17 protein-coding genes are annotated in these 20,825 nt (G+C 37.0%); 3 read left to right on the top strand and 14 right to left on the bottom strand.

Annotated elements, in window-relative coordinates; translation table 11 throughout:
- The first annotated feature begins 148 nt into the window (after positions 1-148).
- Positions 149-907 (top strand): nicotinamide riboside transporter PnuC, encoded by a 759-nt coding sequence (gene pnuC, locus IGJ23_RS03020; protein ID WP_010738309.1) that lies wholly within the window; start codon positions 149-151, stop codon positions 905-907.
- Positions 908-1,060: 153 nt separating this feature from the next.
- On the opposite strand, the gene IGJ23_RS03015 is transcribed toward pnuC, so the two are convergent.
- The 4 genes from IGJ23_RS03015 to IGJ23_RS03000 form a co-directional block, all read right to left on the bottom strand.
- Entirely contained in the window at positions 1,061-2,356 is a 1,296-nt protein-coding gene (locus tag IGJ23_RS03015) for a hypothetical protein (RefSeq protein ID WP_438774613.1), read from the bottom strand.
- Between the two features lie 90 nt (positions 2,357-2,446).
- Entirely contained in the window at positions 2,447-3,091 is a 645-nt protein-coding gene (gene pcp, locus IGJ23_RS03010) for a pyroglutamyl-peptidase I (RefSeq protein ID WP_010738311.1), read from the bottom strand.
- A gap of 55 nt (positions 3,092-3,146) precedes the next feature.
- Positions 3,147-4,091, bottom strand: coding sequence for a DUF979 domain-containing protein (locus IGJ23_RS03005; RefSeq protein ID WP_010719880.1), 945 nt, complete (start codon positions 4,089-4,091; stop codon positions 3,147-3,149).
- 1 nt (position 4,092) lies between these two features.
- Positions 4,093-4,779, bottom strand: a complete 687-nt coding sequence (locus IGJ23_RS03000) for a DUF969 domain-containing protein (protein WP_010719881.1) — start codon at positions 4,777-4,779, stop codon at positions 4,093-4,095.
- Between the two features lie 470 nt (positions 4,780-5,249).
- Here IGJ23_RS03000 and IGJ23_RS02995 point away from each other — a divergent pair, with 470 nt between their 5' ends.
- Complete coding sequence (locus IGJ23_RS02995) at positions 5,250-5,570, top strand: DMT family transporter (protein WP_010719882.1); 321 nt, start codon at positions 5,250-5,252, stop codon at positions 5,568-5,570.
- A gap of 162 nt (positions 5,571-5,732) precedes the next feature.
- Here IGJ23_RS02995 and IGJ23_RS02990 read toward each other — a convergent pair whose 3' ends face one another.
- Complete coding sequence (locus IGJ23_RS02990) at positions 5,733-7,157, bottom strand: basic amino acid/polyamine antiporter (protein ID WP_010738312.1); 1,425 nt, start codon at positions 7,155-7,157, stop codon at positions 5,733-5,735.
- A gap of 208 nt (positions 7,158-7,365) precedes the next feature.
- Between IGJ23_RS02990 and nrdI the strand changes: the two genes are divergently transcribed.
- Complete coding sequence (gene nrdI / locus IGJ23_RS02985) at positions 7,366-7,815, top strand: class Ib ribonucleoside-diphosphate reductase assembly flavoprotein NrdI (RefSeq protein WP_010719884.1); 450 nt, start codon at positions 7,366-7,368, stop codon at positions 7,813-7,815.
- A 687-nt stretch (positions 7,816-8,502) separates the two neighbouring features.
- On the opposite strand, the gene IGJ23_RS02980 is transcribed toward nrdI, so the two are convergent.
- The 9 genes from IGJ23_RS02980 to IGJ23_RS02940 all read right to left on the bottom strand — a co-directional run bounded on the left by IGJ23_RS02980 (position 8,503) and on the right by IGJ23_RS02940 (position 20,820).
- A complete protein-coding gene (locus IGJ23_RS02980; protein WP_438774612.1) occupies positions 8,503-10,491 on the bottom strand; it encodes a glucose PTS transporter subunit IIA in 1,989 nt (662 codons plus the stop codon).
- 13 nt (positions 10,492-10,504) lie between these two features.
- A complete protein-coding gene (gene murQ / locus IGJ23_RS02975; RefSeq protein WP_010738315.1) occupies positions 10,505-11,401 on the bottom strand; it encodes an N-acetylmuramic acid 6-phosphate etherase in 897 nt (298 codons plus the stop codon).
- On the bottom strand, positions 11,388-12,464 hold the full coding sequence (locus IGJ23_RS02970; RefSeq protein ID WP_010719888.1) for a DUF871 domain-containing protein: 1,077 nt from the start codon (positions 12,462-12,464) through the stop codon (positions 11,388-11,390). The genes murQ and IGJ23_RS02970 overlap by 14 nt, the downstream gene beginning before the upstream one ends.
- A 440-nt stretch (positions 12,465-12,904) precedes the next feature.
- On the bottom strand, positions 12,905-13,462 hold the full coding sequence (locus IGJ23_RS02965) for a histidine phosphatase family protein (RefSeq protein WP_438774611.1): 558 nt from the start codon (positions 13,460-13,462) through the stop codon (positions 12,905-12,907).
- A gap of 86 nt (positions 13,463-13,548) precedes the next feature.
- Positions 13,549-15,045, bottom strand: a complete 1,497-nt coding sequence (locus IGJ23_RS02960) for an Lsa family ABC-F type ribosomal protection protein (protein WP_034699765.1) — start codon at positions 15,043-15,045, stop codon at positions 13,549-13,551.
- Between the two features lie 349 nt (positions 15,046-15,394).
- Positions 15,395-16,516 (bottom strand): glycerate kinase family protein, encoded by a 1,122-nt coding sequence (locus IGJ23_RS02955; protein WP_438774610.1) that lies wholly within the window; start codon positions 16,514-16,516, stop codon positions 15,395-15,397.
- 213 nt (positions 16,517-16,729) lie between these two features.
- Positions 16,730-18,178, bottom strand: coding sequence for a hypothetical protein (locus IGJ23_RS02950; RefSeq protein WP_438774609.1), 1,449 nt, complete (start codon positions 18,176-18,178; stop codon positions 16,730-16,732).
- A 262-nt stretch (positions 18,179-18,440) separates the two neighbouring features.
- Positions 18,441-19,367, bottom strand: a complete 927-nt coding sequence (gene glsA / locus IGJ23_RS02945; protein ID WP_010738321.1) for a glutaminase A — start codon at positions 19,365-19,367, stop codon at positions 18,441-18,443.
- Positions 19,368-19,389: 22 nt separating this feature from the next.
- Complete coding sequence (locus tag IGJ23_RS02940) at positions 19,390-20,820, bottom strand: amino acid permease (protein ID WP_010738322.1); 1,431 nt, start codon at positions 20,818-20,820, stop codon at positions 19,390-19,392.
- Positions 20,821-20,825 lie beyond the last annotated feature (5 nt).

Here is a 20,825-nt window from a genome sequence, read left to right as displayed (position 1 = left end):
TTCATGTTTCCAGAAAACAAAGCAAAAAGTATCATAACACATATTATTTTAAATTGAAAGACTAGAAATATTTTTTGAAAGTAATACAATAGGTTGTGTCAACAAATCGAACACATACTATATTTAGTGTTTAAAGGAGCTTTTATCAATGATAAATTATTTTCGCTTTTTAGCACACCAACTCAAAGGTTGGCCTCAACAAAATTACTATCTTTTCTTTTTTAGTCTTGGGTGTCAGATTATGACCCTTGTGAATAGCCCTATTACTTGGTTAGCGGTGATCACTTTTATCGGTACTACACTTGGTGTCTTGTGTATCTTATCAATCAATGCAGCGAAATCTGTTAATGGTATTTTAGGAATTTTATCAGCTATTTGTTTCATCATCGTTGGTTTTTCTGCTAAAAATTACTTGAGTATCGGCGAACAAATCGCCTATATGATCACCTTAGATATCCCTGTTTTATTAAGTAAAGAATGGAATCATAACATGGCAGCAAAAATCCGTAAGTTCAATGGAAAAACATGGTTAGTCGCAATTTTTGCTACGATCCTGGTTTATGCTATTTCAGGTTTCTTGATTGGGCGCTTAACAGACGATCCACGTCCTTGGATCGATGCTATTGCCTTTTCAATCAGTTTGACAGCTGGTGTGATCAGTTTCTTGCGTTACAATAACCAATATTATTGGTGGTTGGCTTCAGGATTAGCACAGATGGTTCTGTGGTACATCTCATTTAGACATGGTTCAGCTAGTTTAGCTATGTTTGTCAATAGTTCCGTTTACCTATTGAATGATGTCTTGGCTTTCACAGTTTCTCCTTGGTATAACCAAAAAGAACGTGAACGAATGCTAAAAATGGAAAAAGAATATGATCAAGAGCATGAAAAGAGTGTGCTGATTTAAGACCGTGCCATGATCATTTTGATCTGAATATAATCGACAGACTTCTGGTAAAGCATGTTTCGATGTTCCCTTTTTCTTGGTACTTATCTAAATAAGCTAGCTGTCGCCAACAATTGATTGGTGGTAGCTAGCTTATTTTTACCCTATCGACTTTCACAATAGTCTTTTTAATAATTGCTTAGTTTTTGAATTTTCTGTTTGCAAAACTTTTTCTAATTGTTGGAAATATTGTAACGCATGTTGTTGTTCTTTCGATAAGGAATAGTCATTTTCATTTAGTTCTGTTAAAATGGTCATCACTTTTTTCGTTTTCAACTCAACAGCAATTTTATCCCATACTTCCTCGGTGACTACCTTTTTCTGTGACACATTTTCGTTGGCTATCACTGTTTGCTTCATTTCTTTTTCTTTTCGTAAGATCTTCAAGAAACCATTTCTCATGACTCTAGGAATACTATCAAAGAAACCTTCTGTGAAACCATAACGACAATATTGCTGCCAGATGAAAAGATACACCTCGGATTGGATAAATCGCTGCTTGCGTGCATATTCGGTCATTTTACTCTGTTGTTCTGGAGTTTGTTGGCGTCCAGTTGCTCTTAATTGCTGGATGAATGTTTCAAAGAAGGTCAATGATAGTTGTTCACCCCCGTCAACAGCGATCAACGCCCAATCTTTTTGCAAAAAAGTTCGGTAATTCGTTAAAAAAGTCTCGACATCTTTCACTAATTCTTCTGAAAAATCTTCAAATAGTTCTTTCTTCCCACGAATTTTTTTAGGGGTTCCCTCTAATTGCGTTGCAATACGTGAGATCTCTTGTTTCAGCGCTTGATAATCAGCAAGATAAATTGGCATATCTGCTTCACGAAAATCCACAACCCTGGCAACTAGTTTTTGATCAGGCAAATAGGGATTTTTTAATTTTCGATTTTGGTAGAGCATAAAACAATATTCTTGCCATAAATCTTCTGGAAACGCCACGTTTTGCTGTTTCAGCCACAATAATTCGTCTAGTGCTAAATCGACTTTAGTCATCCCTTGATTGATAGATGTTGCGATTTGCGGGCTTACGTGTAAATGTTCAGCAAAGTGATTGATCCCTAAAGAAAGGCTCTTACCGGTCTTTGGTGAATGAACGATATATTGCACTTTTAATTCACGACCGCATTCGCAATATAATTTTTGTTGTCGCCGTTTGGTACGAAAAAAAGGATTGATTTTAAAATCGGAAAAGACCCAATCAGTCGCTGCTAAATAATTTTCTTCTATAAATTGGGAATTGATCAAGTAGCGTCGATGTTGATCAACTAATTGACGTTGTTTCGTCGTCAACTTTTCATAGATTTCCCAACGCTGATTACTTGTATACTGTTTTGATATCTTAATTGGATAGACTTGATTGATTTCCTTGGGATACCATTCTTTAAATACCTTTTGCCAGTCGTTCATTACTTATGTTTCCTTTCAAAAAAAGAATCGACTGGTCTGATTCGACCAGTCGACACAATGATTTGTTTTTCACTACATTATTTGTAAAAATTAGTGAGTTGTTCCTGCATTGCCAGCAATGTCATGATCATTTGTTACGGCTGCTTCTACTGCATAAGTCAAAGAAGCGGCAATATCATCTAATGACATTGATGGTGTGCCTACTGGACGATCAATCACTTGATCAGGTGAAAATGGCACATGGATAAATCCGCCACGAATCGTCGGGAATTTTGTCTCAATCAAGTGAAGCAAACGATACATGATGTCGTTGCAAACAAAGGTACCAGCTGTATACGAAATGTAAGCAGGTAATCCATGTTCATGGACATTTTTTGTCATTGCTTTAATCGGTAAAGAAGTGAAATAAGCAGCTGGTCCATCCGGTTCTAACGCTGTATCAAAAGGTTGGTTTCCTTCGTTGTCAGCAATTCTAGCTTCTGCTAAATTGATTGCTACTCGTTCGAATGAAACAGCTGAACGTCCACCAGCTTGTCCAACACAGATGACGATTTCCGGTTGATGTTCTTCGATTGCTTTTTCCACAACTTGGCTGCTTTTAGCAAAAACCGTTGGGACTTCCACTTTGATAATTTGTGCTCCAGCAATTTCATCAGGCATTTTTTTCACTGCTTCATAAGCAGGATTCACTTTATCTCCACCAAATGGATCAAAACCAGTTACTAGTACTTTCATTTTACATTCCTCCATTATTCTCAATATAAACTAACTATTATTATAGAGTTTTTTCTTATTTAAATAAAATCATATAAACGATTTGGAACACTAACATGAAGATCGCTACGAATAATTGGTTCTTGATCACGCCGTATTTATCTTTCATCTCTAACATTGCCACAGGCACGACATTGAAGTTTGCAGCCATCGGTGTTAACAAGGTTCCACAGAACCCACAAGTCAGAGCAACCATTCCCACTAGTGCTGGATTTGCGCCGTGACTGAATACAAACGGTGCACCGATCCCTACAGTCATTACCGTAATCGCTGCAAAGGCGTTCCCCATAATCACCGTAAAGATAACCATACCCAATGCATAGATTATAATACCGACATTCACATTACCTTCGGGAACGATTTGCCCGACTGCATTAGAAATAACTGTCCCTACTCCTGCACTTGTAAAAACCGCTCCTAATGATGCCAAGAGCATTGGTAACATACTTAAAGGTCCTACTGTTCCTAGCATATCTGCAGCATCATCTAAGAAAGTAGTTGGTCGATTGTCTCGTGAGAAGAACATCATGATCACCATTGCGGCAAAAACACCGACACCAACACCAACTAATGCGCCAAGCTTAGTAAAGAGTGCGAACAAGATTGCAAAGATCCCAATACTCAATGCCGGAATAAAGATTTTCATTCCTAATTTATCAGACATTTTTTCCATGTATTGTTTAGACGGTAAGCGACTTTCTCCTTTGCTGACTTTCTTTGCAATCGCTGGAACTGTCATGGCAAAAATCAAAAGACCGTTGACGATCGCAGGTAACCATCTTCCACCAGCAATTACGATTCCTAATACTGTCCAGAAAAAAGCAGAACCGTATCGATGAGGATTCGTTTTATCGTTAATATTTCTGATTCCTGTATAAATCAGAACTAACCCCATGATGATATATAATATTTCTAATAATTTATCCCCTAATAAAATTTCAGGATCTGTAAAAAAGCTCATATTATTGCCCCTTTCCTGAATAATATTTTTTCGCTAATTTTTTCTCTCTTAAGTAGAAATAAATACTTGCAACAATCAGTGCAACGACAGCAACTGGTACTTCAACCAAAGCAAGTTGTCCTAGTGTCACTTCATAACCCAGACCTTTTAAAGTCGATTGAACTAACAACGCACCTGCTCCACCAACGAATAATACTTGACCAAAGAACCAACAAATATTTTCCATCGCAGAAGACATGCCTTTTAATTCTTCCTCATGTTGTGGATCAATTTCCAGGCCTTTTGATTCGACTGTTCCTAAAGCCATTGGCATGATGATTGGGCGAACAAAACCGGCAACTCCACCAAAGCTGACATTGAACGCTGCAAAGATCATACGGAAGACCCCATAGATATCAATGATCATTCCAGCTGATACTTTCTTAAAGCGCTTAATAAGCGAAGCTGCTGATTCTTTCAAACCATTACGTTCCAGTGTACCTGTTGCCAACATAATAATGATAAAAATAGCCATTCCTCGATTATTGACAAAACTTGTTCCTAAAGTTTCTAACATTCCTTCAATTCCTAAACCGCCTGTCAATGCGGTGACAATCAGTGCGACCATTACGATCAAAATTGAATCTAATTTTAGTGCAAAACCGATAATGACGATCAAGACACCTAAAAGACTAAGATAGTTCTCCATTTGACTTCCTCCTTAAAATTACAAGATATTTTTTTATTATAAATCAAAAAGCCATGAAAATATAGATAAAATCCAATTATCTCATTGTATTTTTTAAAAATTCAGTCAATTCAATAAAAAAATTAGAAAAATCACTTACGATTGAAACAACTCGTTTACAGTTCAAATTTTTTGAGATCTTATTTTTGTAACTAACAAATGAACAAAAAACAAACAAAAACGTGCTTCATTATCTAAAATAACACTTTAGCGTAGGTGTTTTCCTTCAAAAAACGACTTCTAAATCGAATGGCCGATTCAAATTGGTTCACGTTTTAGCTTATCACTACCCTTATTTTTTATTCTGTGTTATCCTTTCAATTAACAAAATAATGACACAACTATCGCCGGGTAGTATTAAGAGGATAAGCATTCCATTAGGTCTTTGGAGGAATGCTACTCCTCTTTTTTGTGTAAATGGAGTGATTAATATGGCATGGTTTGAATTAATCTTAGCGGGAATCTTGGAAGTTTTTTGGTCTACGATGATGAAATGGAGTGATGGTTTTTCTAAATTGAATTATTCTTTCTACACAGTCATTGGCATGATCGCCAGCTTTTATCTCTTATCAAAGGCGATCAAACAGTTACCAATGAGTTTATCCTATCCTATTTGGACCGGAATCGGTGCCGTTGGTTCAGTGATCATTGGTGTCGTCTTGTTTCATGATAAACTGACATTAGCCACTTGGTTTTTCGTTGGCTTATTATTGATTAGTCTGGTCGGAATCAAAATAACCAGTGGACATTGATCCTACATTATCAGGAATGGTTGATCAGACCAAAACAATAGTAGGTGCATGAACACATCAAAAAAAGCCAGATAACCGGTTTTGCTAACGATTCTTTTATTAGAATCATGAATTACCGTTTATTTGGCTTTTTTAATGACTTAATTTAACATATTTGTGTATTTAAACATGTAAAACGCCTGTAGCAAATAGAATCATTGCTGTTAGTCCGATCATTGTGACACCGACTAATAAAAATTTATCTAAGTGAAGATGAGGGATTGGCTCATTTTGTTCTTTCCGGGCTCTTAAATAAAAGAAGATCCCAGGTAAGAAGAGTACTAACACTAACATCACTTCATTGAAAGCAACCACGAGCATTGCCCAGACTTGAAATGCACTGGCTAAAAAGCCGATAAAGAATTGCCCCCATTCTTTTCTTTGATAAGATAGTTTCATCTGATAAAGACCTAAGAATAACCAAGTAAAGAATATCGCTGCTGTCCCAAGTGTGTAAGCAAAATTATACGCACTATCCGTGAACAATAAAGAAAGTAAGAAAACATTAGTACAAATCGTCGTTAAGACAATAGCATATGTTGGTGCACCTTTTTTATTGACTTGACCCCAGCGTTTCGGTAATAAGTTAGCATCTGCCATATTCCTCATGGTTTCAATCGGTAAAATCGTCCAAGATAACCAGACACCGACAAGCGAAATGATCAAACCGCCGTTGATCAAGATTGCTCCCCATTTTCCTACCATCATTTCAAACACATAGCCCATCGCTGGCTGTGTTTGGATTCCTTGCAATTCTTTCATTGACATTGTCCCATAAGGTAACATCGAAACTAAAACATAAATGATGATTAAACCAAAAATACCAAGGATCGTTGCTTTCCCTACATCTGATTTTTTCTTTGCACGAGAACCAACCACAGAAGCTCCTTCGATCCCAACAAACACCCATAACATCACCATGATACAGCTCAATATCTGACTAGAAAATGGCACGGGCTGGCCATTCGCACTCAATATGATATCACTAGAAAAATTATCGATAAATTGTTGCAGTGAAAAGGTACTGATTGCTACAACAATAAATAAAAATAGTGGGACAAGTTTACAGATCGTTACAATAGCGTTCACATAACTTGCATTTTCGACCCCACGATTGACTAGCCAAGCATATCCCCATAAAAACAAAGTGCTCATAACGATCGAAGCGATATTCTGACCTCCGTCGAATACTGGGAAAAAGTAACCTAAAGCACTCATTAGCAACGTAGCAAAGGCTACGTTCCCCAACCAACAAGTAAGCCAATAACCCCAACCACTGATAAATCCAGCAAAACGTCCGAAACCAGCTTCTGCATAGCTGAAAATACCACCTTCCAGCTCTGGACGTTTTTTATTGATATTATTGATTGATAACGAGAGCATCAACATAGCTGTTCCAACTAGCACCCAACTAAAAATAGCTGGGGCACCAGCCGATCCGGAGATGTCCGTCATAATACCAAATACGCCACCTCCTATCGCTGACCCAATCACTAAGGCCGCTAGTGGAAACAACCCTATTCCTTTGTTCTGTTGCTCTGTATCCATTTTAAGCATCCTCCAAAATAAACCGCTTTTACCAAAAGTATAACAAATCTTCACCTGTTTTACTTTATTCATAAAAATTCTAATAGAAATATAATTGTAACTATTTTTTTCTAATTATACAAGAATCTTGCATATTCATTTAGGGAAAACCTTTTCCAAAAATTGATAAAAAAATGCTATACTGGAGACAAGAATTGGAGGAAATGTAATGAACATTCTATATATATCGATCTCTGGAAACACACGAGCTTTCGCTAAAAAACTTGCTGAATATGCTGCGAACCAACATGAGTTAAATCCTCAATTACCAGAAATCACGCTAAAAGAAATTCATGAAAATAGTGACTTTCAACAAGAGAGTGAACCTTTCTTCACTTTTGTACCCACTTACTTAGATGGAGGAAATGGGTTAGATAACGGTGATACAGAAATTTTAACAGAAACCATGCGTGAATATCTGGAATACGAAGACAATCATACGCTTTGTCTGGGTGTCGTAGGGAGTGGAAACAAAAATTTTAATAATCAATATTGCTTAACCGCTAAACAATACGCCAGCCAATTTGGCTTCCCTTTCCTCGCCGACTATGAATTACGGGGAACCCCAGCAGATGTTGAGCGAGTATATCAAAAGTTAGTCGAAACAGCTAACCAATAATTTCTAAAAAATTCGATCAAAACAGAGAACAGAGAGGAAACTTAGTTGGTAAGTTTCCTCTCTATTTTTCTTTTTTAGGCTTTATACTCATTCAGTAATCCAAAAGTTGGAAAGCTACAGACCCCAATTTTTTAAAAACATTAATAGGAAACCTTAATGTTCTGTTTAATAAATCGGATCAACATGCTCAACGTTATGATATGAAACTGACATCAAAGCAAAAAAGATTCAACTATCAAATAAAGTTTTATAAAAACAATAATGTTGTACAAGAGATTCAGATTTCAAAAGTAAATAAGGTAACTATAGACAAAGAGGAATTCATGATTGGAAAAGAGAAAGAAAACGAACTAGATAGTTTGAAAAATCATTTATTACTTGTTGCTAAATAGATAGGCGATGTTGGGACAATCATCTACCAAAAATGAAATAAGCCTGATTTTACTTTTAGTACATACCATCAAAATCGGGCTTATTTTACTATTCTAGCCACTTTGTCTTCGTGTATTTCTTCTAATTTCTCCAATTGAACTTTTAGCTTGGTTCACCAGTGATTTATCGTCTTAAATGAATCAAACTGTTTCTCTTACAATTATTTTTCCCTCTTATTAATCATAGAAAAGAGCCTGAGACCGCACTTGGTCCCAGGCTCGAATTTTCTCTATTCTTTATCTGCTTTTACTTCGTTCAATTTTTTGTAGCTTCAACAGTCATGACCTTCGCTTTGGCTTTTGTCTCACCTGTTTTTTCTAAAACGAAATTTTTTACTTTCTCCATATTGGTAATTAAAACCATCATCGAAGTTTCTTTACCGGCAGCTTTGATTGCTGCTAAATCGACTTGAGCAACAAGTGTATCAGGTGTTACCAACTGACCTTCTGTTACCTTCACCTCAAATGGTGCACCACCAAGGTCAACTGTATTGATCCCCATATGGAGTAACACTTCTAATCCATTAGCGGTTGTGATACCAATCGCATGTTTAGTGGGGAACACTGAGCTGATCGTTCCACTTACTGGTGAATAGATCTGACCATTGATTGGCTCAACAAAGTAACCTTCTCCCATCATTTTTTGAGCAAATACGGGATCACTTGCCTTTTCAAGTGACTCAACTACTCCATCAGCTACAGCAGCTAATGAAATTTCACTTGTGCTGACTGCTCCTGTATTTTCCATCATTGGTGTCATTTCAGTTGTTGTTTCTTCAGCTAATTCTTCTTTCTCCAATTGCTCTTTAGGAATACCAAAGAAGAATGTTGCTAGGAAACCACCTGCGTAAGCAGCGAGTAACCCTAAGACATACCCTAACCATTTTCCATCTGAAATCAATGGGATCAAAGCAGCACCAGAAGGCCCGATCGCAATAGCACCTACATTTCCAATCATCCCAACAACAGCACCACCAATACCACCACCGATACAAGCGGTAATGAACGGACGTCCTAACGGCAGTGTCACACCGTAGATCAATGGTTCACCGATTCCTAAGATTCCTACGGGTAACGCACCTTTGATCATTTCAGTCAATTCTTTATCTTTTTTACAACGAACCCACAATGCTAATGCTGCTCCGACTTGTCCGGCACCAGCCATCGCCAAAATAGGTAATAATAGTGTTTTTCCTGTTTCATCAATCATTTGGACATGGATTGGTGTTAAGATTTGATGCAATCCGAACATAACCATCGGTAAGAATAGTGTCCCCAAGACAAATCCTGAAAAGGCCCCACCTACACCTAATACCCAGTTGATTCCGCCAACCATTCCATCTGAGATGAAACCAGCGAGTGGCATGATGAAGAAAATTTCGACTAAGCCAATAGCAATCAATGATAATGTAGGGGTAACAATAATATCAATGGAATCTGGTACAACTTTATGCAATTTCTTTTCAACGATTGCTAATAACCAGACAGCAAAAATAACTCCTAAAATCCCACCTTGACCTGCAGCTAATGCTTCACCAGTGAATAAGTTTTTAAGTGGCGCTTCTGGATTCATGCCTGTTAATAAGACTACCGCACCGATAACTCCACCAAGTGTTGGTGTTGCACCAAAAACTTGAGCTGCATTGATCCCTGTATAAATCACTAAGAAACTGAACATACCATTTTTTAGAATGTTCATGATATCAATGTATTGTTGCCAAGTTGCTGCATCTAATGTACCCGCTGTCACTAAGTTTGCTAGTACCGCAGCAATCCCTGCCACAATCCCAGTACCGACAAATGCTGGGATCATAGGGACGAAAATGTTCGAAATATCTTTCAAGATTGATTTTATTTTTGATGGTTTTTGTTTATTTTTTTGAGCAGCTTTCATCGCTTGCGCTCTCTCATTTACCAAATCTTTTCCTGAGGCTGACGACTTATCAGAAGCTCTATTTCCTGAAGAAATCTGTTCTCCTAATTTTACACCTGCTTGATCTACCATCGTTTGTGCTACTTTGTTCACTTTACCAGGACCGATGATCACTTGCAGTTGTTCGTCCTCAACAACGCCTAATACACCAGGTATCGCTTTCAATTTTGCAACATCGACAAGCTCATCATTAATGATCTTCATTCGAACACGGGTCATGCAGTGGACAATGCTTTCGACATTGCCCATTCCGCCTACACCAGCATAGATCCGCGTTGCTAGTTCTTCTAAAGTCAATTCATTTTTAGCCATTGGTTCTTCCCCCTCATAAGGTTCCTTTTACAAAGCCGTTTGCTTCAACTAATTTTTCTTCTGCTGTCGCTTTATCACTATTGGTTAAAATCATCACAATCGCTAATTTCACATTTTTATCTGCTTCATTAAAATACTTCTCAGCGGTTTGATAGTCAACCTCTGTTGCTTGCATAATGATTCGTTTTGAACGCTCAATCAATTTTTCGTTGGTCGGTTTCACATCGACCATCAAGTTATTGAACACTTTGCCAATCCCGATCATACTAATTGTTGAGATCATATTCAAAATCAATTTTTGTGCTGTACCAGATTTTAGGCGAGTTGAACCGGTTAGAAACTCAGGTCCTGCATCAACTTCGATCGGATAATCGGCATGTTGACTGATTTCAGCATTTTTATTACAAGAAATTGTAGCAGTAGTCGCACCGATTGTACGAGCATAATCTAAACCGCCAATCACATACGGTGTACGACCACTTGCGGCAATCCCGATGACCATATCATTTTCAGTTAATCCTAAGTTTACTAAATCTTCTTTCCCTAACTCTAAAGAGTCTTCTGCTCCTTCAACCGCAACTGTCATGGCTGCTTCACCACCAGCAATCAAGCCAATGACCATCTCAGGTTCTACACCAAATGTTGGTACACACTCTGCAGCATCTAGCACACCTAAACGGCCACTTGTACCGGCACCCATGTAGATCAATCGACCACCTTGTTGGAAAGATTTAATCGTCTGTTGGATCACTGGTTCGATGCTAGCCAATTCTTTTGAAACGGCTTCGGCTACTTTATGATCTTCTTGGTTCATTAGCTGAACTGCTTGGGTAACACTCATTTCATCAAGTCCAAATGTTTGTTGATTTCGTCGCTCTGTTGTTAGATTTTCTAAATTAATTTGCTTCATTTGTTTTTCCTTCTCTTCTAATTATTTTAAAATTTACCCCTGCACGGATTTGCTCAAGTAGCGGTAACTCGGCTTCGCTTATTTGAGCGACCCGATTCACTTTTTCATCTGCTGGTAAATCCTTTTTAGTAATTTGAATTTCCCCCATGTAACGAAGATATCGTTCATTATCTAAAGTAATCGTTCCTTTTGCTCGTTCTTTCGTATCACGAGGAGGAATTTGAGGGATGTTTCTAAACCGTGCATCCGCACTGCGGATAACATCTCTTGCTTCATCTTGCCGATTCATATGGTTTCCTAAAATATACTCGTAAAACTGGGCATCAATTACTTCAGCATGTAGTAAAATTGTTTGTTCTCTTTGATACATGGCAAATTGTTCTTGAACTTCTTCTGAAAGTCCGCCATCACCGATATAAATCAAATCTGTATCGCATGACATCAAATCTAGCGCAGCAGCTAAAGGATGGACATGTCGATGACTTTCTAAAGTAGGTAAACCTTGATATAACGGACCACGTAAGGCTTCGTCGCCTGCCACAAAACCTTGGATTGTAAAGCCTTGTTCTTTTAGCCAATGATTTTTTTCTTGATACCATTTCCGATCTAATCCGGTTTCGGGACGCGGATAGTAATTATGCCATGCTTCAAGTTGAGAAAAATCTGCATTAGCGACTTGTAATTCTGTGACATCTTGTGGAGTGATCGTGCTGGCGTTTAAACTGATTTTGATTTGATGGCTCCAATTCGCAATTTGTTCATTTGAAAGATGATAATCCATTCGTAACCCAGTAACGCCAATCTTTTTTAATGGCTCTAAATCTGCCATCGAAAACCCAGCATGTTTTAAAGCATCTCCAGAAATATCTACCATTAGATCCAATTGATTTTCTTTGGCACATTCGCCTAGTTCTGTTAACCGTTTTTTATATAAACTAGCATCATCTTCAGGAATATGCATAGAAGTAAATATCCCATCAAACCCATTCTTTGCCATCTTTTGGATATAAGCTTTTTTTTCTATCGTTAAAGCTTCATTCATAAAGATCGAAAAACCAAACATCTGTCTCCCCCTCACGCGATGTATCCGTATTCATTTCTATGAACAGAGTATACCTCTTGTGAAATAAAATTTCAACATTTTTATAAAAATAAATTAATTTTATTTCTAAAAGCGTTTTCGTTGGTTGATAATGATAGGCGATTTCAAAGATTAATGGCTAATTATATAACTAAAGAAAGAACGACACACCGACTAAAAAGTGTTTCATGCGCTGAATGACAGAACAAAAATACGCATCAATCATTGGTTCATTCTGACCTCTATTTGATTTTATACAACTCATCAGTCCTTATTGACAAAAAGCCACGTAAATAAACGGAAGAATGACAAAAATAGCAAAAACTATTTTTGGATTCTTCCGCTTATCGGTTTCAGAAATAAACTATTTTTTTGATTCATGATACGAATGTTTGAATCCGCTGCTACCCGCCAAAAATGAGTTAAGACTTTATAGTGTTCAGCTCATGTTTACTGGGAAAAGTAACTAATTCCGTATTTTCAACAAAAAAATCAAAGAATGTCTCATTTGGCATAGGATGGAAATAAGCGTTCATGATACGAATCAACGCATTATGACAAACTAATAGGTAGACATTCTCTTCATCAGCAAGACATTCTTCGATCAATGGAACAACTCGAGCATAAACATCTAACACTGATTCACCATTTGGAAAGCGCACCGCAAATTCTTGTCGTGCTTCTTGAAAGATTGTTTCATGACTTAGCATCCCGTCGTATTCCCCAAAATCCATTTCGATTAACCGTTCATCTACTTCCATTGGCAAGTGAAGTTTATCGGCAACGGCTTGCGCTGTATCTTTTGCACGTTGTAAAGGGGAATGGATAATCTTCGTGACTGGGATTTGTAATTCTGAAACTTTTTCAGCCAATTTCTCCGCTTGTTTTTGCCCTTTTTCTGTTAACGGGGCATCCGCTCTCCCGCAGACCCGTTCTGCTGCATTCCAAGTTGTCTCGCCATGTCTAGTTACATATAACATTATTCAACGCTCCTTTGTTTGTTCTGGCTCGATTGTAACATAACTAATGAGCAAAACAAGTTTCACTACTTATTGATGACAATGAGTTATTTGAGTGAAATGAGTCGATCAGCTATTTTATTTAAGAAGACTTGGTCATGATCCACAACCAACATTGCAGGTTTAAACGATAAAATCAGTTGCTCCAACTGGACTTGATTGAAGACATCTAAATAGTTCAACGGTTCATCCCAAATATATAATTCCGCTTCTTGAGAAAGCGACTTGGCTAGTTCAACTTTTTTGCGTTGCCCCATACTCATCTGTTCAATTCGGTTATGAAAGACTTCTCTTTCCATCCCTAACTTGCGGAGATTATTTAAAAATGTTTGATAATCAACTTTTTGCTTTTCTGCAAATTCACTGAGCGTACCTCGATTATCTTCATAATTCTGACGCACGTAACTGATCGTTAGTTGATTAGGCTTATGGATCGTACCTGCAGTTATTCCATCAAAATCGTCTAAAAGATAATGGATGATCGTAGATTTCCCTATACCGTTTGCCCCTGTCAACGCCACACATTCGTTTTGGTCAATCGTAAAATTAACGGGCGAAAAAAGCAGCTGTTGATACCCCAGTTGTAAATTCTCCACAGTCAGCAATCGTTTATGATGTGTTTTTTTGACATTCATTGTCAAAGGCTCTACATATTCGATATCCTTCAATAATTTTTCTTTTTCCCCGATTTGCGTTTCCATCCGATTCACGATTGCTTTCGAGCGTTTCATCGTTCGAGCGGCATCCGCACCAATTGCACCACGATTCACTCTACGATTTTCGGTATCGATAAACCCAACGCTTTTTTTCGTCTTATCTCCCTCACGAGAGCGGGACCACTCTGCTTTTTCTGCTGCAGTTTTCTTCAAGCGCGTGACTTCTTTTTTGATTTTTTCATTTTGGGCAATCTCAAACTCATTTTTTAACTGCTTTTGCTCTTCATATACTGAAAAGTTCCCCTGATACAGTTCTAATTGGCTTTTTTCAATGGCTAATACATGATCGACCACTTCATCGATAAATCCGCGATCATGGCTGATCACGATAAATCCTTGATTTTTTTTCTGCAAGTAATTAGCTACTTGTTTTCTTCCGACTAAATCCAAATGATTCGTCGGCTCATCGATCAAAGGAAAATGCTGATCATCAACAAAAAGCAGTGCTAAGAGTACTTTTGTTTTTTCACCACCAGACAGTGTGTGAAATGGTCGCCACAAAATCTCTGGGTCAGTTTCCATTAATTGTAGTTCTCTTTCGATTTCCCAAAGTTCGACGTCAGCTATCTCATTCAACGCATCATAAGTAAATTGTGCTTCTTCTCCAATTTCTTGAGGGAAATAGTTAAATTCTTGCTGATGGATAATCTGTCCTTGATAAGGTAGTTTATCTTGTAAAATGTTCAATAATGTCGTTTTTCCACGTCCATTCCGACCGATCAATCCTAATTTCCAAGTGGTATCAAAATTCAATGTAGCTTGATCAAATAAGGGTAGCACTTGATTGTCATAACCAAAAGTTAAATTTTTAATTTCTATCTTCGACATTTATATCCTCCTATAAAAAAGACCAGTCCTATTTTCAGAACTGGTCGCCAAAGAAGGGATACAAAAAGAGACCCCACCAATGAAAACTCGCCAATTCTGAAAATCTGCCTGCTATTTTTTATTGAGTAAGTGTTTTTCACATTAAATTCTGCGTGAGCAAGCTTCAACGGGCAATCGTTAGACCGTTTCTCTTCACTCAAACATCGTGATTAATGTAATTTATGCACTTTTCTCATTAATAAAATAGCCTTAATGCAGCTTTCAATCATTGACTTAGTTTTTCAATGGCAAGATCCCTCACTTCGTTTTATTTGTCATTAGGTTAACATAATTATTTTTAAACTGTCAACTAAGATAAATCATCTTCCACTAATCGGCTGAGATTATGTGTCATAATCGCTACTTTTTCGAGGGTTTCTTGACGATCTAAGGCTTTTTTCAATTCAATCGGTCCTAGCTGGATACTAAAAACACTTGGCAGAAATTCATCTAATCGTCCAAGATTTTTTTTGCGACTGCCACATAACGCAATAACTTTTTTCCCATGTTTCTTTGCCAGTTTAGCTACACCATATGGTACTTTCCCATTGATCGTCTGCTGATCGATTCGTCCCTCACCTGTGATCACGAGATCTGCTTGTTTGATGGCTTCTTCTAAACCAATCAGTTGAGCAACAAGTGAAAAACCAGAAACCATTTTACCACCGACAAGCAATAACGCTCCACCGATTCCACCAGCAGCCCCACTTCCAGAAACAGCATTTAAATCAATATTAGTCGTTTGTTTTATCTGTTCGGTTAAATTCGTTGCCTGTTTGTCAAGAAATGCTAAAGTTGTTTTTGTACCACCTTTTTGCTTACCGTAAATTTGAGCTGCTCCTTGTGGGCCACTGTAAAAACTTGTCACATCAGCAGCAACTAGCAATTGAACCTTTTTGAATTTTTCACGGCTTTTGCCCCACTCGATTCGTTTCGTCGTCAGCAGTGGATTTCCCTCTGTAGCCCCAACTAACTTGGCTCCTAGCGACTGCAACAGACCTAATCCACCATCTGAACATCCACTCCCACCTAATGTGACAATCACCTGATCAACCTCTTGTGTCAAAGCATCTTTCAAAAGTTCTCCCAAGCCAAAGCTAGAAGCTGATCGAATCGTTTGATCAGTTGGCTCCTTTAATAAATCAAGACCGATTACTTCAGTTGATTCAATCACTGCCAGGCGTTTTCCCGCATAAACCGTGAGTAAATATCTGCAACTTACTTTTCGAAAAAGCAGATCTACCCCTTCGATGACGCGCCATTGACCACCTAAAGCATGATAGATCGCCTCTGCTGTTCCTTCTCCTCCATCAGCAATCGGGCGATTGATTTTTTCTCCTTTTTTTGAAACCCAGCCATTCAAAGCTGCTTGATTTAACTCAAACGATGAGGCACTTCCTTTAAATGAATCAATGGCTGCTAAGATCGTCATTGTCGTTCCTCCTCTGTACGTTGCTCTCATTACTAGTAAGACATGTTTCTCTTTTTTTGACAACCAATACAAGTTGAAAATTTGCAAAAAACAATACACGGATGGGGCTAAACAATTAGCGAGGCTGTTTTTCATAAATAGAAAAGTGACGTTCAAGAATTCACTTCCTTCTTGAACGCCCACTTTCGATTATTGCTATTTGATTCTTGCTGTTTATAAGTGCTTTTTATTTGAAACAACCGACCATGTGGTATTAAGATGCTCATATTTCCTGTTCAAAGAAATTGGTATCACCCTCGTGTTTTCAGTGTCAAATCCACATTGATATACAGTATAATCACAATACACGATTCTTTGCGTAAAATACAAGCATTCATCTGGTAATTCTTCTAACGAATGATAAATCATTGGATTCAGTTCAGTATATTCATTCATTTCGGACATGAGTAGTTCACGATAAAAAATTTGCTTTACAACACTAGGAGCCACAATGAAAATTTCAGTAGGTTGTTCTTCTTTTTCGTCTGTAATCAAGGTCATACTTTTGACAAATTTTCTGATCAAGTTGTGATTCCATCTTACTTTTGGATAGTATGTTTCCTTCCAATCATTGAGAATAACTATGATATCCTCATACAGTTTTTTTTCTGCAGTAGTTAATAAATAGATTTGATCAGGGAGAAATACTTGACCATCTGCCCAGATCGTACGAATAAACTGTAAAAATGATTTTTTTAAAATAAAATCATTTTTACAATTTTTGTCAATTCTAGTTACAATTTTTTCGATTAGCTCATGGAGACAAGGCGTGTTTTCAATGAAACTGGTATAAACAACTTCAAAATCTTTTTTCAATAATTCCATATTTTCGTTCGTATAATTTCGTGTGTTAAATAACGAAAAAATATAATACACGTCTTCTTCTTGTATATCTAAATGTTCTTTTTGTTCAGCTAACCCTTGGCTAACAATATGAAATAAAGGCTTTTTTTCAGCTGACTTTTTATCTTCTTCATCAAAATAAAGAGGGTATTCTTTACGTCCAATCGCTATTTCAATTCCTCGAACAATCAAAAATCTATCTTCCTCAGAATATCTTCGTTTGAAAAAATGTGTTTCGACAAAATCAATCAATTGGTGACAAGCATCTATTACTTGATGATTTTTATTTTCATACCCTTCCCAATTAATGTATCTTACTAAGGAAAGTAAAAGATTTCGCACGTCAAATTCAGGAATGATAATTTGTTTATTTCTTAAATAGGAATTAGCTTTAAAGAAATCTAAAACTGTCTTTTTGATCGTATAAACTTTACTTAAAGAGATAAACTCAAGATCTGATAATTCTGTACTAGTGAATTGCCCTCTAAAATAATAACTTAAAAATTTTAAAAAATACGATTGTCCATATAAAAACTGTGTTAACTCTGATAATTCAATACCATGTTTAAATATGACTCTATAGATATGCTTTTCTCGCTTAATGTCTTCGATACAATATTCTAAACATTCGGTGATACTTTCAAGATCGTGTAACACAGTAGGCATTGTCACACCTAACATTTTGGCAATATATTCGATATCTATTTCTTGAAATTCAAATAATTGCTCACAAAGATAGACTTTTCTCGAAATATTCCGCTCAATGTAATTTTCCAACATGCCTTTTTCGCTCCTCTAATTTATATATATACTTATTTAAACATATTACTTAAAACCCATTTTTTTTATTTCCTTAAAAGGAAAACGTTTACAAAAACAAAATAAAAAAGTCTGAGCTGGGAAAAAGCTTCTTCCCAGCCCGAACAAACCAATCATTAACTATAAATAAATGACAGTGAAGCATTTTTTGCATCGAGTAAAAAAGATTCAACTAAGGAGGAATCTGTCTTTCATCATTCTGCTTAATACTTTCTCGCTAATTTTAGTCAAAAATATCAACATCGAGTTTTTCGACAACATCTTTTAAAAGTTGGATTCCAGCTGCGCTATTACCAAAAGCATCTAATGCTGGGCTGAAAACACCCATGCCATAATAATTAGGAACAGCTACCATTAGGCCCCCACCGACACCACTTTTAGCTGGAACACCGACATGAACAGAAAATTCCCCTGATTCATCGTACAATCCTGCAGTTGTCATAATTGATTTGACAATCGTTGCGCTTTCTTCTGTAATGATTTGTTGTCCACTCCAAGGAGCAATACCTTTATTCGCTAAGACAGCGCCTAACTTGGCAATCCCTTTAGCAGTCACATTTACTGAACATTGTTTAAAATACACATCGAGGATTTCTGATACATCTCCGTCGATCATTTGATTACCTTTCATGTAATAAGCCAAGGAGCGATTAATATCCCCAGTTCTTGATTCAGAATGATAAATTTCTTCGTTCAATGTAATTTGAGGATCATCACAAATTTCTTTCATAAAAGCTAAAATACGATTGAATTTGTCCTCTGGATCTTTTCCGGCAATCAAAGAAGTGGTTGCAATCGCACCAGCATTCACAAATGGATTCATTGGATGATGACGATGATTGAGTTCCATATTCAAAATCGAGTTAAAAGCAAAACCTGTTGGTTCTGTATTGATCGTTTGAAAGACTTTATCGATGCCATTATCTTGGATTGCTAACAATAATACGGGGACTTTTGACATGCTTTCAATCGCAAAACGAACTTGCGAATCACCCGCTTCGATTAATTGATTTTTCTTCAAATCATAAATTGCCATTCCTAATTGTTCCGGATTTACTTGCGCAAGCGCTGGGATATAATCTGCTACATGTCCTGTTTGATAGTAGTGGAAATTTTTCCCAATCAATTGTTCTAATTCTTTGACATCCATTTTAATAACCAGCTTTCAATTTTTATTTATTATTTGCATGTTGAAATTTATGACGACATGCATAAATCGTAAAAGGAATAACTGCAACAATGAGATATGAAATGACTAAAATCGTTTCATAGATTCCATGTTGGCCTGCAGCAATACTTGAAGGTGGTACAAAAGAAATACAAAAAGCAAATAGTGAAGTCAATAATCCTAAACAAGCGACAATAGTTTTGACAACTTTTCCACCTGGCACTTGATAAGCCCGTTCTAATGAATCATCTTTGTAAACTAATTTTAAATAGCCAATAAAAAACATAAAATACAGCATCAAATAGATAACTACTGTTAGTGACATAGCTGCAAGGAAGGATAAATTATTTCCGCCACCACTTAATGTAAAGACAGTTGCCCAAATGGATGCAACGATCCCATTAGCAATCATTAAGTTTGCCGGTACACCATAAGCATTTTCTTTCGCAAAATGTGCAGGTAATAAACCTTCTTCGGCAGCCACATGTAAGGCTTTAGATGGTGAAGTGACCCATGATGCAATTTCTCCAATAACCCCTAAGCACACTAAGATAGCAAGAATTTTTGCAATCCAAGCAAGACTAGGATCAATGTGTCGCAATAAAAATTCAAGAGATTGAATAACCCCTGTATTGAGTGATAATCCTTGTTGAGGAACAGTTGTTGCCACTGTCAATCCACCAAATGTATCCAAAATAATCGCTAATATAACTAATACGAACATCGCTAGTGGATAATTCTTTTTAGGATTTTCCATTTCATTTGCATGACTAGCAGAAGTTTCTACCCCCATATACGCTAAAATAAATGAAACAAAAACGACTAATGTTGGTAATTTGGAAAAATCAGGTATCAATGTTTTCATTGATAGTGTCGTTTGTAAGGGTGCGCCAGAAGCCACATAGTGGATACCTAATCCGAATAGAACTAGTGCTGGTAACAAGATCCCTGCAATAAACCCGATCCGAGCAATCAATGAAGTATATTTTGTCCCTCTTAATTGAGACAATAAAATAGCCCAAAAAATAATTAAAAGAATCGCTAATTTCAAAAACTTATTATTTTGGATAGCAGAGATTCCTGTTGCATAAGATAATGCTCCTGTCAGGAAATACAGCATCGTTAAGTAACCAACTGTGATTTCAAACCATTGGAAAAAGATAGCAGCAAATCCAAATCTTTTACCTAGCGTGCGACTTACCCAAGTGTAGACACCGCCTTTTTCCCAGCCTTTAACAGTTGCCATTTCAGCCGCGCATAATGCTACCGGAATAAACCATAACAAACCGCCTAACAACAGGAAGAAAACCAAACTAAAGCCCGATGTCGCAAATGTTGGGTACTCATAAAGTGAAACAACCATTGAGATCGTCATGGCTAAAAAGCCAAAAAATGTTAATTTCTTCGCAGGAATTTTCGCTTTGCTTTCTTGCATGAAAC

It is taken from the genome of Enterococcus sp. DIV1682a, assembly GCF_051711005.1.
In the GTDB taxonomy this organism is placed as follows: Bacteria; Bacillota; Bacilli; order Lactobacillales; family Enterococcaceae; genus Enterococcus_B; species Enterococcus_B hirae.
Note: the sequence above shows the minus strand (reverse complement) of the source record. Positions and strands in the feature narration are given on the sequence as shown.